The 15,016-nt window shown below is 42.9% G+C and carries 11 protein-coding genes; 6 read left to right on the top strand and 5 right to left on the bottom strand.

The window, feature by feature from the left end:
• Positions 1–187 precede the first annotated feature (187 nt).
• The 4 genes from PE36_RS10940 (at position 188) to PE36_RS10925 (ending at position 5,269) form a co-directional block, all read left to right on the top strand.
• A complete protein-coding gene (locus tag PE36_RS10940) occupies positions 188–1,537 on the top strand; it encodes an NCS2 family permease (protein WP_006032088.1) in 1,350 nt (449 codons plus the stop codon).
• Positions 1,538–1,723: 186 nt separating this feature from the next.
• Positions 1,724–2,071 carry a helix-turn-helix transcriptional regulator gene (locus PE36_RS10935; RefSeq protein ID WP_006032087.1) on the top strand — a complete coding sequence of 116 codons (348 nt, stop codon included), beginning with the start codon at positions 1,724–1,726 and terminating at the stop codon, positions 2,069–2,071.
• 54 nt (positions 2,072–2,125) lie between these two features.
• Positions 2,126–2,752 (top strand): HD domain-containing protein, encoded by a 627-nt coding sequence (locus PE36_RS10930; protein ID WP_006032086.1) that lies wholly within the window; start codon positions 2,126–2,128, stop codon positions 2,750–2,752.
• 180 nt (positions 2,753–2,932) lie between these two features.
• Complete coding sequence (locus PE36_RS10925; protein WP_006032085.1) at positions 2,933–5,269, top strand: zinc/cadmium/mercury/lead-transporting ATPase; 2,337 nt, start codon at positions 2,933–2,935, stop codon at positions 5,267–5,269.
• Positions 5,270–5,381: 112 nt separating this feature from the next.
• Here the strand turns inward: PE36_RS10925 and PE36_RS10920 are convergent, their stop codons facing one another.
• Positions 5,382–6,257, bottom strand: coding sequence for a GGDEF domain-containing protein (locus tag PE36_RS10920; protein WP_006032084.1), 876 nt, complete (start codon positions 6,255–6,257; stop codon positions 5,382–5,384).
• Positions 6,258–6,482: 225 nt separating this feature from the next.
• Between PE36_RS10920 and PE36_RS10915 the strand changes: the two genes are divergently transcribed.
• Positions 6,483–8,447 carry a cation:proton antiporter gene (locus PE36_RS10915; protein WP_006032083.1) on the top strand — a complete coding sequence of 655 codons (1,965 nt, stop codon included), beginning with the start codon at positions 6,483–6,485 and terminating at the stop codon, positions 8,445–8,447.
• Position 8,448: 1 nt separating this feature from the next.
• Here PE36_RS10915 and PE36_RS10910 read toward each other — a convergent pair whose 3' ends face one another.
• A complete protein-coding gene (locus PE36_RS10910) occupies positions 8,449–9,576 on the bottom strand; it encodes a patatin-like phospholipase family protein (RefSeq protein WP_006032082.1) in 1,128 nt (375 codons plus the stop codon).
• A gap of 676 nt (positions 9,577–10,252) precedes the next feature.
• Here PE36_RS10910 and PE36_RS10905 point away from each other — a divergent pair.
• Complete coding sequence (locus PE36_RS10905) at positions 10,253–11,956, top strand: methyl-accepting chemotaxis protein (protein ID WP_006032081.1); 1,704 nt, start codon at positions 10,253–10,255, stop codon at positions 11,954–11,956.
• A gap of 183 nt (positions 11,957–12,139) precedes the next feature.
• On the opposite strand, the gene PE36_RS10900 is transcribed toward PE36_RS10905, so the two are convergent.
• The 3 genes from PE36_RS10900 to PE36_RS10890 all read right to left on the bottom strand — a co-directional run bounded on the left by PE36_RS10900 (position 12,140) and on the right by PE36_RS10890 (position 14,991).
• The gene (locus PE36_RS10900) at positions 12,140–12,535 is read right to left on the bottom strand and encodes a DUF3465 domain-containing protein (RefSeq protein WP_043994431.1); all 396 of its coding nucleotides are present in this window, start codon (positions 12,533–12,535) and stop codon (positions 12,140–12,142) included.
• 94 nt (positions 12,536–12,629) lie between these two features.
• Entirely contained in the window at positions 12,630–13,049 is a 420-nt protein-coding gene (locus PE36_RS10895) for a GFA family protein (protein WP_006032079.1), read from the bottom strand.
• Between the two features lie 220 nt (positions 13,050–13,269).
• A complete protein-coding gene (locus PE36_RS10890) occupies positions 13,270–14,991 on the bottom strand; it encodes a proline--tRNA ligase (RefSeq protein ID WP_006032078.1) in 1,722 nt (573 codons plus the stop codon).
• Positions 14,992–15,016 lie beyond the last annotated feature (25 nt).

Raw genomic sequence — 15,016 nt, 5'->3', positions numbered from 1 at the left:
TATATTTTAAATCCGGTTATTTAATAATTGTCAGCTTAGAACTTTCCACTTTTCCGCTATGCGACAGCCATTTATTAAACAACCAGTCATCTTGGTTTGTATCTATCAGTTGCTGAAAGAGCAATAAGTACAGACAACCGCTGTTATACAGTGAGTAAGATGAACGAATTAAAAAGTGAGTACTTTAATGAATACCGCAAGTCAGTCTACCTCTGAATCAACAAACACGTCTGCTTTTGCAACTTTGCTGGAAAAGTTGTTCAAGCTAAAAGCACATAACACCACGATTAAAACAGAAGTAATGGCAGGTTTAACGACTTTCGTTACCATGGCTTATATCCTATTTGTTAACCCTGATATCATGTCTATTGCAGGCATGGACTACCAAGCGGTATTCGTTGCAACAGCATTAAGTGCTGCAATTGGCTGTATCTTCATGGGTCTTTATGCGAACTGGCCTGTGGGTCTAGCGCCAGGCATGGGGCTTAATGCCTTCTTTACCTTTGCTGTCGTAAAGGGCATGGACTATACGTGGGAAGTTGCATTAGGTGCGGTATTCATTTCAAGCATTGTATTTGTATTGATGAGTGTGACGAGACTACGTAGCTGGATCATCGATAGCATTCCAAGCAGCTTGCGCTACGCAATGACAGCGGGTGTTGGTCTGTTTTTAGGTATTATTGGTTTAAAAGCTGCAGGTATCATCACTGCAAGCCCTGCAACGTTAGTGACACTGGGTAACTTCCATGATCCTAAAGTTATCTTAGGTTCATTAAGCTTCTTAATTATCGCTATCTTAGCAACGCGTAAAGTATTTGGTGCGGTGTTAATCGGTATTGTTGTTACTACTGCGATCAGTGTAATTATGGGTTTAGTAAGCCTACCAGACCAAGTGGTATCACTACCAACGGGTTTGTCAAAAACATTCATGAAAATGGACGTAATGGGTGCATTAGACGTATCTATGGTCAGTATCATCCTAGCATTCCTATTTGTTAACATGTTTGATACCGCTGGCACTATGATTGGTGTGGCTGAAAAATCTAATATGTACAACAAAGATGGCAAAATTGAAAATCTAAACAAAGCCTTAACAGCAGACAGTGTTGCCAGTGTTGCTGGTGCGATAATTGGTTGTCCACCGGTAACAACATATATCGAAAGTAATGCCGGTATTGCCGAAGGTGGTCGTACTGGTTTAACTGCGGTTGTTGTTGGTCTGTTATTCTTAGCATCGATGTTCTTTGCGCCGATTGCCCAGATTGTACCTGGTTATGCGACTGCGGGTGCGTTGATCTATGTTGCTTTCTTAATGGTTGGCAGTTTACATAAAGTTAACTGGGATGAATTTACCGATTACGTACCAGCGGCAATCACTGCAATCATGATGCCGTTAACGTATTCAATCGCTGACGGTATTATCTTAGGCTTCTTATCATTCACTATCATTAAGCATGGTACAGGTCGTTCTGCCGATGTGTCTTTAGGTATGAATGTATTGGCTGTGGTATTCATTGCGAAACTAGCGTTTATCTAATGCGTTAAATCACTAACATTGACGGTGCCTCTGGGGCCGTCAATGTAATAAACAAAATGCCAGCTGAGTATGCGCTATTCGTGTATATTAGGCTGGCATTTTTGATCTGCAAACCCGGTAGGTGTTGCCCCTGTGACCTTAAGTGTTACACTTTCCTTTCATCCATTTTTATCTTAGCGGGGCAGAATGCCAAAATTAGAATCTCAATGTTGCCCAGAACCACAATGTAATGCTGAATTACCGGCATTAGATGATCAGCATATTGCTTCTCTTGCGCATCTTTTTCATTTGTTAGGCGATGAAGGCCGTATCCGCTTAGTGCTTGCCTGTATGGCTGGCCCTGTTCCTGTCTCTGAGTTATCAGCGGTTACCGGTATGTCACAATCACTGACCAGCCATCATTTACGTCATTTACGTGAAGCGCGTATTTTACGTTCTGAACGTCAAGGTAAACAAATCCTCTATCGATTGGATGATCACCATATTCGTCATGTGGTACATGATCTGGCTTGTCACGTGACCGAGCATGAATAATTTTTATTAAAGCTTAAAGCTTCTAGCTTCACGCGTTATTTTAACGAGAGTATTATGCGTAATCTATTTATTGAATTTTTAACCCAACTGGGGTGTGCCGATCGCGCCCATGATATCGACCATATTGAACGCGTGGTGGCGACTGTTAGGCAATTGGCCGAGTCTGAAGGCGCAGAGTTGGCGATCTTAGAGCCAGCAGCCTGGTTGCATGATTGTGTTTCAGTTGCTAAAGATCACCCGCAGCGCAAGCAAGCCTCGTTGTTAGCTGCCGACCGCGCTGTGGCGTACTTACAAGAGATTAACTATCCCCAGCAATATCACAGGGCTATTCATCATGCCATCGTCGCACATAGCTTTAGTGCGAATATTACGCCGGAAACCTTGGAGGCGAAAATATTACAAGATGCTGATCGTATGGATGCACTCGGTGCTATTGGTATCGCCCGTTGTATTTTAGTCGGGGGCAAGCTAAACCGTCAGTTGTATAGCAGTATTGATCCACTCTGTGCAGAACGCGAGCCGGATGATAATGTGTATACCTTAGATCATTTTTTTACCAAGCTACTAACGCTGGGTGATAGCATGCACACCCAGGCGGCAAAGGCTGAAGCACAACGACGCAGTGTTTATATGCGTGACTTCTTAGTCCAACTGAAGTCAGAATTGTTATCGTCGGATTAAGCTGACTCACTCAAAAATAGTGATGACCAAAATGAAAAGCGAGCACTTGTGTTCGCTTTTTTTGTTTTTACACTTGAATGAAAGTTAATATGAATATATATTAATATGTAAGTTAACTAGCTTGAACGCTTAACTGGTATTTATATTAATAACAACAATTCTATTTACGAGGATAAACTTATGTCATGTAACGGTAACGCTGCCACAGCGACAGCACCAAAAACAAATCAAGGATGTTGTGCTAACGATCACAGCAAAACGCACGTACACGAACACCAACATAGTGATGAACACCATTCAACATCTGCAAGCAGTAGCAGTGATTCTTGCTGCGCACACACAGCATCAAATGAACTTATTGCTGATGATGAGGAACCCGAGTCCAGAAGTTTAACTGCCCGTTTATCCTGGTTAGTGACTGGCATGGATTGCCCAAGTTGTGCCCGTAAAGTAGAAAAAGCCGTTCAAGCCTTACCCCAAGTTAAGCAATGCCGTGTTGCATTCGCGACCGAAAAATTACTTGTTGATATCGACCACGACAATAGTAGTACTGCTGTTGATAGCATCAAAATGCAAGTCAATGATGCCGTCGTTAATGTCGGTTTCAAGTTACAACAAGTGGGTAAAAAGCCCATAAACACTGACGACGACGCTTCATTACAGCAAAACCTGCGCGAGCATTGGCATGCCATCACCTTAGTCAGTGCGATTGTTATTGCTGCTATTCTGACGCAATTTAACAGTGATGCCAGTCAGTGGTTATTTACCTTTGCGAGTGTGTTTGGCGTTATTCCTGTTATTAACCGCTCGATTAAATTAGCCCGTTCGGGTACCCCATTTGCCATCGAAACATTGATGTCAGTGGCGACTGTCGGTGCGCTTATCTTAGGGGAAACTGCGGAATCTGCGATGGTATTAGTACTGTTCATGGTTGGTGAGAAACTGGAATCGTTTGCCGCAGGTAAAGCACGTAAAGGTGTTAAATCATTAATGTCGCTGGTGCCTGAAGAAGCCACAACAATTGTGGATGATAAGCGTATCGTTGTCGCTGCAAGTGATTTACAACCAGGCGATATTATCGAAATTAAACCCGGTGATAGGCTACCTGCTGACGGCGCGTTATTAGCATCTGGTATTAGTTTTGACGAAAGTGCGTTAACGGGGGAATCGGTACCTGTTGAACACCAAGCTGACGATATTGTGATGGCGGGTAGTCTGGCTGTGAACCGTCTCGCGCAATTACGTGTGGTATCAGAGCCGGGTAACAATGCGATTGATCGTATTTTACATCTCATTGAAGACGCAGAAGAAAACAAAGCGCCAATCGAACGTTTCCTCGATAGATTCAGTCGTTGGTATACACCGGCAATGATGTTCCTCGCGTTATTGGTCGTCGTCGTGCCACCTTTATTATTTGGTGGTGATTGGACTGAGTGGGTCTATAAAGGCTTAACATTGCTACTGATTGCGTGTCCTTGTGCTTTGGTGATCTCAACACCCGCAGCGGTAACATCGGCATTATCATCCGCCAGTAAACGTGGCGTATTAGTGAAAGGTGGTGCGGCGCTCGAGCAGATTGGTCGTATCCAACAAATCGCCTTTGATAAAACCGGTACCTTGACCCAAGGTGTACCAGAAGTAACAAGTGTGGTGAGCTTCATTGATGATGAAGCTAAAGTATTACAACTTGCTGCCAGTATCGAGCAAACCTCAAATCACCCACTGGCAACTGCGATCCTCGCCCATGCGGAACTCAAATCAGTGGCTTTATTGGCCGTTAGCAATGACCAAACATTAGCGGGTTTAGGTGTGCAAGGTGAAGTACTGCTGGGTGGTTCAGCACAGTTAATAAAACTGCTCGCCCCGCATCACATGACCGCGCAACTTGCTGAATTAGCACATGTACGCACGGCTATCGAAGATCTTGAAAATGGGGGCAATACTACGGTTGTCGTCCTGCAAGATGAGCAAGTTATTGGTTTAGTCGCGCTGGCGGATAGTATTCGTGACGATGCCCGTCAAGCGGTGGAACAACTGCAAAAACTCGGTATTAATACGGTGATGCTAACCGGTGATAACCGCCGCACCGCGAAAGTGATTGCCGATTCGTTAGGCATGGAATACCGCGCCGAACTATTGCCAGAAGACAAATCACGCATTGTTGGTGAACTGAGCCAAGACAAAGATACTGCGATGGTGGGTGATGGTATTAACGATGCACCAGCCATGAAAAGTGCCAGCTTAGGTATTGCGATGGGCGGTGGGACAGATGTCGCGTTAGAAGCGGCCGATGTAGCACTCATGCATAATCGGTTAATTGAATTACCACAAATGGTGGAACTGGGTCAGGCGACACTCACCAATATTAAACAAAATATTAGTTTAGCCGTTGGGCTTAAAGCGATATTCCTGGTGACAACCCTATTAGGGTTTACTGGACTATGGGTAGCTATCTTAGCGGATTCAGGTGCGACTGCATTGGTAACAGCAAATGCATTAAGGTTATTACGTAAATAATAGATACGTAAATAACAGATACCAAAATAACAGATACCAAAATAACAGGCAATGCTACGTCAAGCTGTTCTATACTCAATGAAGCTCATCAAATTTAATTTGCTGAGCTTTTTTATTTGGTGTTGAATTTATTGTTATAAAGGTCTTCATCTGCGAGTTTAAACAAACTTTCAATGGTTTCACCTGCACGCCAAGTTGCCGAGCCTATTGCCGACGTGATATTGAACTCGCTAAGCAAAACATCATTTTTAATTTCACTATCAATACGTTCGATGACTAAGCGTGTTGACTGGACTGACGCTGGTTGTAGGATGATCGCAAACTCATCACCACCCAAGCGAAATGCCACATCACTATTACGAATACTACGCTGTAATACGTGCGCATAATGTTTCAGAATCTTATCACCAAAGGGATGACCATAAGTGTCATTTACCCGTTTGAAATCATTTAAGTCAGTCACTAATAACGCCATGTTTGATTTATGACGTTGGCAGAGACTGTAAGAACGTTTAATGTTCTCATCAAAACTGGCGCGATTATCTAAACCGGTTAGATGATCTTTCATGATCCGGACCTGCATTTCTTGTAACATCAAGGCATGCATCAGGTTGGTCTCTAATAGCTGATGTAGTTCTTTTAATATGCTCAGTTCACTAATCTTCAATGGTTTTACTGAGCTATACCGCAAGGAACCAAGATCTTTACCTGCGACAGCCAAATGGTAGTTTTGTTGAAACGTCGCAGAGCAGTCTGTTTTTAAATGGATGTTGTTCATTTCATCGGTAAAGCTTAGCGCGGTAAAACGGACATGCTGTGCCGCTATAGCGGCAAAGTTATGTAACAAAGAATCGACATCTAAGCTGGTCTGTAACTTTTTTAAAGTAGCAATGGTTTGCGAAGACGTCAATTTCTGCTGCCGTTTTGGCGCAGTAAACCCATAATGTGTATGTGTTTTAGGGGTATTGATGATGCTTAAGTTATCCATTTTTACCTCTGTCAAAAAAATTACAATAATTAGTGTAACGATAAAACATGCATATTACGTACCATTATTTAAAAAAGTTTATAGTTAAATTAATGGTGATCTTTTTATTGATCCTTGCCCTAACTTGTTAAATCGGGCGCTAGTACATATTCTTTAATGGCATTGTATTTATTATTGTTGGTTGCTTATCGATAACGTCTGCTTAACTGTTTCGGAGGTAATAATTTGTTTATTGATATCATCCTATTACTTTCTCTCGCGGTTGCGCTTGTGGCGTTATTTCAGCGTATTCACCTACCGCCGATCCTGGCTTACCTGGCGACGGGTGTGATTGCCGGGCCTTTTGGTTTTCAACTGATTGTCGAACAAGCTGATATTGAATTGTTTGCCGAGCTGGGTGTTGTTTTTCTGATGTTCTCATTGGGTTTAGAGTTTTCATTACCGCGGTTATTATCGATGCGGCATCTGGTATTAGGGCTTGGTGGTGGCCAGGTGATAAGTGTCGGTGTGCTCTTTACCGTGCTGGGTGTATTCGCTTCATTGTATTGGTCACAAGCATTTGTGGTGGCTTCGGCGTTGTTAATGTCATCGACCGCGATCGTGATCAAGCAGTTAGCAGAATCGAAGCTACTCAATACCCGCATGTCGAAATTGTCGATCAGTGTACTGTTATTTCAAGACATTGCTGTTGTTCCTTTCCTTATTATGATCCCTTTGTTGGCGCAGCAAAGTGGCAATGTTACCTTGATTGCCGAGCAGATGGGGTGGGCATTGGTTAAAGGCTTGTTTGCGGTATTTCTGATCTTGGCTGTCGGGCGTTGGATCTTACCGGCGGTGTTTAAAGAGATTGCCTTAACCCGTTCTGATGAATTGTTTGTGATGTCGACCTTATTAGTGGCGTTAATTGCAGGGCTGATCACCCATTGGTTAGGGTTGTCGATGGCATTAGGGGCTTTTTTAGCGGGCATGATGTTAGGTGAGGGACCTTATCGACACCAGCTCGAAGCTGATATTCGCCCTTTTCGTGATGTATTAATGGGGCTGTTCTTTATTACTATCGGTATGTTACTCAACTTACCGAGTTTGCTGGCCGATTGGCCGCGCTTGATCATTGTACTGGTGGTGATGATGTTAACTAAGATCGTCTTGGTATTCATCCTTGCCAAACTGCTCGGTGAAAGTAGCAGTAATGCCCTTAGTACTGGACTGGTGTTAGCGCAAATGGGTGAGTTTGGTTTTGTACTACTGGCATTAGCAGGCAAGTTAGCATTATTACCTTTGCCGCTAATTTCGACGCTGGTGGGCGTTGGGATCATCAGTATGGCGATGACACCTTGGTTAATTGATTGCCACCAAGAGGTCGTTAGGCGGTTGTTATTTCAGTCTAAGCCGAGATCTAAAAGCGGATTGTCACCACCACTTCCAGGGCAATATATTGATCATGTGATTGTCTGTGGTTATGGCCGCGGTGGCCAAACTATTGCCCGTTTCTTAAAAATTGAAGGCATACCTTATACGGTGATCGATCGTGATCCCGTGCGGGTACAGGAAGCTTTAAATGGTGGTGAAAAAATTGAGTTTGGTGATGCCAGTCGCCGCGAAATTCAAATGATGCTGGGGGTCGAAAAAGCCAAGTCGATTATTATTACCTTCAAAGACACCGAAAAAGCCATCGAGTTATTAAAGATCGTCAAACCTTTAACCGAAGCCAAGGTATTAGTGCGAACCACCGATGATTCCAATATTCAAAAATTACATGATGCGGGGGCGACAGATGTGGTACCTGAATCGTTAGAAGGTAGTTTGATGATGGTATCGCATGTACTGGCTATTTCAGGGGTACCGATCAAGCGTATTTTGAAGCGATTACAGTACGAACGGCAAGGCCATTATAACCATTTACACGGTTTTTATTTTGGTGGCGAAAGTACGATGTCTTTTGAAGAAAGTGAAGTACTAGAACGGTTACACGCTATTCGCCTTGAGTTTGGTGCTTATGCGATTGGTAAAACCGTTGCAGAAGTAAAATTAAAAGAAGTCAGTTATCGTGCCATTCGTCGACAAGGAGTTGAGCTTACTCAGGTTCATCAGGATTTCATCTTTGAAGTGGGCGATGTGGTACTGCTTTGTGGGCCTTCACGTTATGTCAAACGGGCGGAACATTGCTTGTTAGGCGGTTGGGCAGATTAGGTTATATATTTAAAAATGCTCTTAATTCCAGTTCTTGTTTAAGCACATCTTGATAGCCCAAATTAATTAACTCCCGCGTATAGTTTTGTTCAAACATCAAGTAAGAGGTAATTGAAGAATTGCTACCTTGGTTAACGCCGATCGTACGTAGCAGGGTACGGATGGTTATCGGCAGATCGTGAAAGTATTTATCGGCAATAGCATTAATATCATGCTCATTGGCGACTCGAAACAAACCGATGGGTTTCATGCTTAACGACGATTGCTGTGATGTGGGTGTTAACGAGAGCGTATCATTAATACGGCTCAACCGCTCGATGTCCGAGTTTAAGGTATCGGTAAAGATAGTATCAAGCAGATGCCCAGCGATATCGGCCCCGGATGGGGTTTGCCGTACTTCCCCTTGTTTGAATGTTTGCGGTGGCTGCTCTGCACCTATTACCAGTATCTTCTCTGCGCCAAGATGGATGGCAGGGCTGAGTGGTGATAGTTGATGCACCGAACCGTCCCCATAAAAATCACGGCCTATCTGGGTACAAGGAAAGACCAAGGGGATGGCGGACGAGGCTAACAGATGGTGGGGGTGTAAGCGTGTACGTAAACCACTGCGACGAGCCCGCTGCCATTCTTGTAACTGTTGATTACCTTGAAAGAAACTAATGGAATCACCGTTGTTATAGTCAGACGCGGTAATCGAAATAGCATCCAGGTGCTGGCGTTGAATGTTGATATCGATGCGGCGCATATCCAAATACCGATCCAGCAGTTGATGTAAGGGTTTATTGTTAAGCAGGGATACTGGTTGGCGCGCCACATGCGGCGATTGGAATTTGGATAAGAAGGTCAGCAGCAAGTGCCGTGATATTTCATCAAAACGGCATTGAAATACTTGGTTGGCGTGGAAGTTATTCCAGATGTATTCAAGCTTTTTCACCCCCAAGCGGAAGCAACTGGCATAACAAGCGATGGCGCAACTGTTGATTGCCCCTGCCGATGTACCTGTGATGACTTTAAAAGGTGTACCGTGGTTACGCGGATAGAATTCGGCAATGGCTTTGAGCGCACCCACTTGATACGCCGCCCTCGCGCCACCGCCAGTTAATAACAATCCTTGTTTCGTCTCTGTCATAATCCCCCAAATTTATCGATAAAGCGCTGTTTAATCAAAACTGTAGTGTGCTTTATTAATTATTGTTAAAGACTAACGCCTTCGCCAGATTAATACTGTGGGTTAGGGAGATGTTTTGCTGTAAAGCTTATGCTTCAAGTAAGAACACTCCGCCTTTTTATAAACCTGTATTCCCCTTTTGACGCATACATTTCTTATTAATGCAGGTAGTGGATAAAAGATTGAGATTATTCCGTCCCATTGATTTTAGCCGAGGCCATACTCAGTCAAATCAGCCTGACATACTTCATTAGAGTTAGCTGTGTGCAACAGGATTTTATCATTAAATACCTGAGAATATGCATATATACATATATACACGTATACATATATACATTAATATCACTGGTCGGAGTTCAATTAACAAACAGATATATCGTTAATCATAAAATGGAAATATCTTTTTATAATAAAAACAATGTCTATTGATTTTGACTCAATTTAGAATCCACAATCTTTAATTTTTTGAAAATAGCCACTAAATAGCCACTAAATAGCCACTAAACATCCACTAAATAAACACTGGTTAGATAATGGAATATTGTATCGGATAACCATTTTACAGGATCTGTCGACTGATCCCGCTCAAACATATATGCCACAACAGGCAATTATTTTTCCTAGGATAAAGGGATTTATGAAAATAAGAACCAAACTAATTACTATTTTATTCCTCTTAACTGCCATGATCATCATAGCGATTATTGCTGAATTGATAGGCTCGAGTAAAAATGATCAACAAATTAGTGCAAGTAAAACACGTTATCTTTCATTTGTGCTTGCCGATGAGTTTCGTCACTCGTCAATGAATTTAACTCGTTTAGCACGCAGTTATGCTGCCACGGGAGAACAAACGTATTCAGAACAATATTGGAATATTGTGAAATGGCGCTCAGGTCAAAGTGCTCGCCCCGCCAATGTAAATGCGGCGCTCTATCCAGGGCAAGTGAAAAAACAAAGTGATATCATGCGTGAATTGAATTTCTCGCAAACAGAATTTGATTTACTTGCACAAGCAAGCCAACTTTCCAACGATCTAATTAAAACCGAAGAACAAGCAATGAACAGCATGAAACAGGGTCGAATTGTTATGGGCCCTTTCTCTGCTCTTACAAACGAAACAACACAACAATTTGCATTACGCATTTTATTTGATCGTAATTATGAAAATGGCATAGCCAAAATCATGCAGCCTCTTGATGCTTTCTTTACATCTATCGACCGACGTACAGCAAAAACATTGGAAGACGCCAATACACAAGCCAATTTTTGGCTGGAATTAGCATTAATTGTGCAAATATTTGTCTGTATCTGTGTAGTATTGATAATCATGTTCTCAATTAAATATGTGTTTACCCCGCTCGACAAAGTTGTTGCGGCAATGCAGGAAATCGGACACGGTGAAGGCGATCTTAGTGCGCGCTTAAATGATAAAGGTACAGATGAATTAGCTGATTTAGCACGCGGATTTAATCAATTTTCTGCAAATATTCAAGTGCTTGTCAATCAGGTGAGTGACTCCGTACTCGAGCTTTCGACTACCGCTTCTCAACTCACCGTTACAGCAAAAGACACCAACAACTCAGTAACAGAGCAACAACAAGCTTTAGATTCAATCTCGGCAGCGATTAGTGAAATGGCCTCGACGGTACAAGTCGTAGCAAATAATGCCAACAGTGCTGCATCTGCCGCATCTGAAGCTGACAATCAAGCAATCAATGGCCAGCATGTTGTTAGCCAGGCAATTACCAGTATTGATGTTTTATCCCGTGAGATCCAAAGTGCGGTTAATGCAATCGCAAAAGTAGAGCAAGACAGTAATACCATCACAGCAGTGTTAGATGTGATCCGCGGTATTGCCGACCAAACTAACTTATTAGCGCTCAATGCAGCCATTGAGGCCGCGCGAGCGGGTGAACAAGGTCGTGGATTTGCTGTCGTTGCTGATGAAGTACGTACATTGGCTCAGCGTACACAAACTTCAACAGAAGAGATTCAACAAATGATAGAAAGCTTACAGCGTAATGCCAATAGTGCTGTGACTGTAATGAATATAAGTCGCGATCACGCGGCCATCTGTGTCAAACATGCGACAACTGCAGGTCAATCACTGAATAGTATTACCGAGTCTGTATCTGCAATTAACGGCATGAACACTCAAATTGCGACCGCTGGCGAACAGCAGAGCATTGTGAGTGAAGAGATCAATCAATCTGTACACGATATTTTAGGTAAAGTGCAACAAACTTCGACTGGAGCGCAAGAAACTGCGGAAAACAGTGCAGATTTAACCCGAGTATCAGAACAGTTAACAACCTTACTAGGACGCTTTCGAACTTAATAAAGCCTATAACGCACACCCACTAAACGTGTCGATTGACCTTGCGTCGGCTAAGCCTAGGGCTTCTCTTATTAGGATGAAGGATCTCTACAGGTTGAAATATTTATAATTAACAAATCCGAGGCCCTTGAAAGCCAAGCAAATGCTTGGCTTTCATTGTTCACTTAATCGAATTTAGGTGAACTAGTTATAAACCCGACCTCGATGCTTCAACCAACCGTGCTGGTGATTATTACGCGGATCTTTATGGGTCCAGTGAATAACCCCACCTCTGCTATGCCACTCATATTCACCGTAAAATTGCACAAAATCACCGACCTTTAAATTATTAATGCGAGGTGCTAAATCAATATTATGGGCGACTAAGATGGTTTGACGATTCTTCAAACGTAAGATGAATTTTTGATGGCGGGAACCGTCATTGTCATCGGGTAATATTCGCGTAACTTTACCTGACCCCTTAACTTGAATATCGCTTTGCTGCGATTGATAAGCTCGCTTCAAGACGTCGTCATTTGACCAGGCGTTGAAAGACAAGACGCTTAACAATATTAATAGACCAGTAAAAAACCGTTTCATTTTGATACCTTTATCTTTAATAGGTTTTGTAGTGAGCAATGGATGTGTTTAAGTGCATAGCTATTCTTACTAGGCTATTGTTACTAGACTATTCTTACAAGTAAAGAGAAGCAAAGTAAGCCTCAATTTCAGCTTTAGTCATTTCCTGAGTCTGATTCGAGAAGCAATAGTAGTCTGGACGTTGGTCGCTAAAATATTGCATGGTCATGGCTAGATCAGGAAACAAACCTACTGGCATATTATAGCTACCGGTTTTGTTCAAACGGTAGAATAAATGCGTGCCACAATTATGACAGAATCCCCGCGTTGCCCAAGGGGAAGACTGGTATTCTTTGATACTGTCAGCACCTTCAAACTTAACGTCTGTCCCGCATTGCACCGCAAACAGTGGGCCTCCGCCCCAAGCCCTACAAGTATCACAGTGGCATAAGGTAAACTTCGGGTTGATCTCAGCTGCTGTAATTTTCACACTACCGCATAGACAGCTTGTTACTTTTTTATCTGAATCTAACATTCCATTTTATCCCCAAGTCTCAATGTAAATATGATGCCGTCATAACTGGTTTATGATTATGACAGAAAATCACATCTACAATCTAACATACTGAAATTAAAGTAAACCTAGAAAAGTTAATTTTGAGTAGGGGAGTATATTTTCTGCGGATATGAAAAAGCCAAGCAGATGCTTGGCTTTGATTGTTCCCTTAACCGAAGTCAGTTAATTGTCTATTAGCTTAAGCTAGTAGGCTTTTAACGTGCGCGACGATATCAGCAACAGCAACTTCAGTCTTATCACCTGTTAGACGTAGTTTATGTTCAACTAGGCCATTCTTCAGGCTACGATCGCCGATGATGATGTTGTGTGGGATACCGATAAGTTCAGAATCCGCGAACATAACACCTGGACGCTCTTTACGATCATCGAAGAATACTTCGATACCAGCCGCTTGCAGGTCAGCGTAGATCTTCTCTGCTGCTTCTTTAACGTCTGCTGATTTGTGCATGTTCATTGGGATGATAGATACTTTGTATGGTGCGATTGACTCGTTCCAGATAATACCGTTTTCATCGTGGTTCTGTTCGATTGCTGCTGCAACGATACGAGAAACACCAATACCATAACAACCCATTGTCATGATTTGTTGCTTACCTTGCATGTTTAATACGCCAGCTTTCATTGCTTCTGCGTATTGCGTACCAAGTTGGAAGATATGACCCACTTCAATACCACGTTTAATAGAAAGTGTACCCTTACCACATGGGCTCGCTTCACCTTCAACAACGTTACGGATATCTGCAACTGTGTATTCTGTAATATCACGATCCCAGTTAGCGCCAGTGATGTGTTGGCCATTAACGTTAGCACCACAAACAAAGTCTGCTAGGTGTGCAGCTGAACGATCAACAATCACAGGGCAGTTCAGACCTTTAGGACCGATAGAGCCTGCATCGCAGTTTGCTGCGGCTTGGATTTGTTCTTCGTTAGCAAATGTTAACGGAGACGCAACGCCAGCAATTTTCTCTGCTTTCACTTCGTTTAGTACGTGATCGCCACGTACTACCAGTGCGATAACGCCTTGTGGTTGGCCTTCTTCAGCTTCAGCAGCAACAAGCAGTGTTTTCACTGTTTGCGTTGCGTCAACGTCTAAGCATTTACACACGTCTTCAATGCTGTGTGCATCTGGTGTATCAACAACGGTTAATGTTTGCGTTGCTGCAGGACGTTCACCAGCAGGGGCTAGTGCTTCTGCTTTTTCAATGTTTGCTGCGTAATCGCTGCCGTCAGAAAAGACGATATCGTCTTCGCCGCTTTCTGCAAGTACGTGGAATTCGTGAGATACGGCACCACCAATTGAACCAGTATCAGCGAGTACCGGACGGTATTCTAGGCCAATGCGTTCGAAGATGTTGCAATATGCTGTATGCATTTTGTTGTATGTATCGTTTAGACATTCATCTGATATATGGAACGAATACGCATCTTTCATCAGGAATTCACGCGAACGCATCACACCGAAACGAGGACGAACTTCATCACGGAATTTAGTTTGGATCTGGTAAAGGGTCAACGGCAGTTGCTTGTAGCTGTTGATTTCTTTACGCGCGATGTCTGTGATCACTTCTTCGTGCGTTGGACCTAAAACAAAAGAACGGTTGTGGCGATCGTTAATGCGTAACAACTCTGGACCAAACTTATCAATACGGCCTGTTTCTTGCCATAAATCTGCTGGTTGAACCATTGGCATTAGAGTTTCAACAGCACCTGCTTTGTCCATCTCTTCACGTACGATGTTTTCTACTTTGCGTAAAACTCGTAAGCCTGTCGGTAACCAAGTGTATAGACCTGATGCAAGACGACGAACCATACCTGCACGAAGCATTAGCTGGTGGCTAATTACTTCTGCGTCATTTGGAGTTTCTTTCAAAGTTGAAAGCAAGTAATTGCTGCTGCGCATAACGTTCCTTTATTTACTAATAAAA

The organism is Moritella sp. PE36, assembly GCF_000170855.1.
Taxonomy (GTDB): domain Bacteria; phylum Pseudomonadota; class Gammaproteobacteria; order Enterobacterales; family Moritellaceae; genus Moritella.
This window is presented reverse-complemented; position numbering and strand designations above follow the sequence as displayed.

Coding starts and splice junctions, on each gene's coding strand:
- PE36_RS10910 (WP_006032082.1), bottom strand. CDS start 9,576: ATGACAGAGACGAAACAAGGATTGTTATTAACTGGCGGTGGCGCGAGG.
- PE36_RS10925 (WP_006032085.1), top strand. CDS start 2,933: ATGTCATGTAACGGTAACGCTGCCACAGCGACAGCACCAAAAACAAAT.
- PE36_RS10905 (WP_006032081.1), top strand. CDS start 10,253: ATGAAAATAAGAACCAAACTAATTACTATTTTATTCCTCTTAACTGCC.
- PE36_RS10920 (WP_006032084.1), bottom strand. CDS start 6,257: ATGGATAACTTAAGCATCATCAATACCCCTAAAACACATACACATTAT.
- PE36_RS10895 (WP_006032079.1), bottom strand. CDS start 13,049: ATGTTAGATTCAGATAAAAAAGTAACAAGCTGTCTATGCGGTAGTGTG.
- PE36_RS10935 (WP_006032087.1), top strand. CDS start 1,724: ATGCCAAAATTAGAATCTCAATGTTGCCCAGAACCACAATGTAATGCT.
- PE36_RS10930 (WP_006032086.1), top strand. CDS start 2,126: ATGCGTAATCTATTTATTGAATTTTTAACCCAACTGGGGTGTGCCGAT.
- PE36_RS10900 (WP_043994431.1), bottom strand. CDS start 12,535: ATGAAACGGTTTTTTACTGGTCTATTAATATTGTTAAGCGTCTTGTCT.
- PE36_RS10890 (WP_006032078.1), bottom strand. CDS start 14,991: ATGCGCAGCAGCAATTACTTGCTTTCAACTTTGAAAGAAACTCCAAAT.
- PE36_RS10940 (WP_006032088.1), top strand. CDS start 188: ATGAATACCGCAAGTCAGTCTACCTCTGAATCAACAAACACGTCTGCT.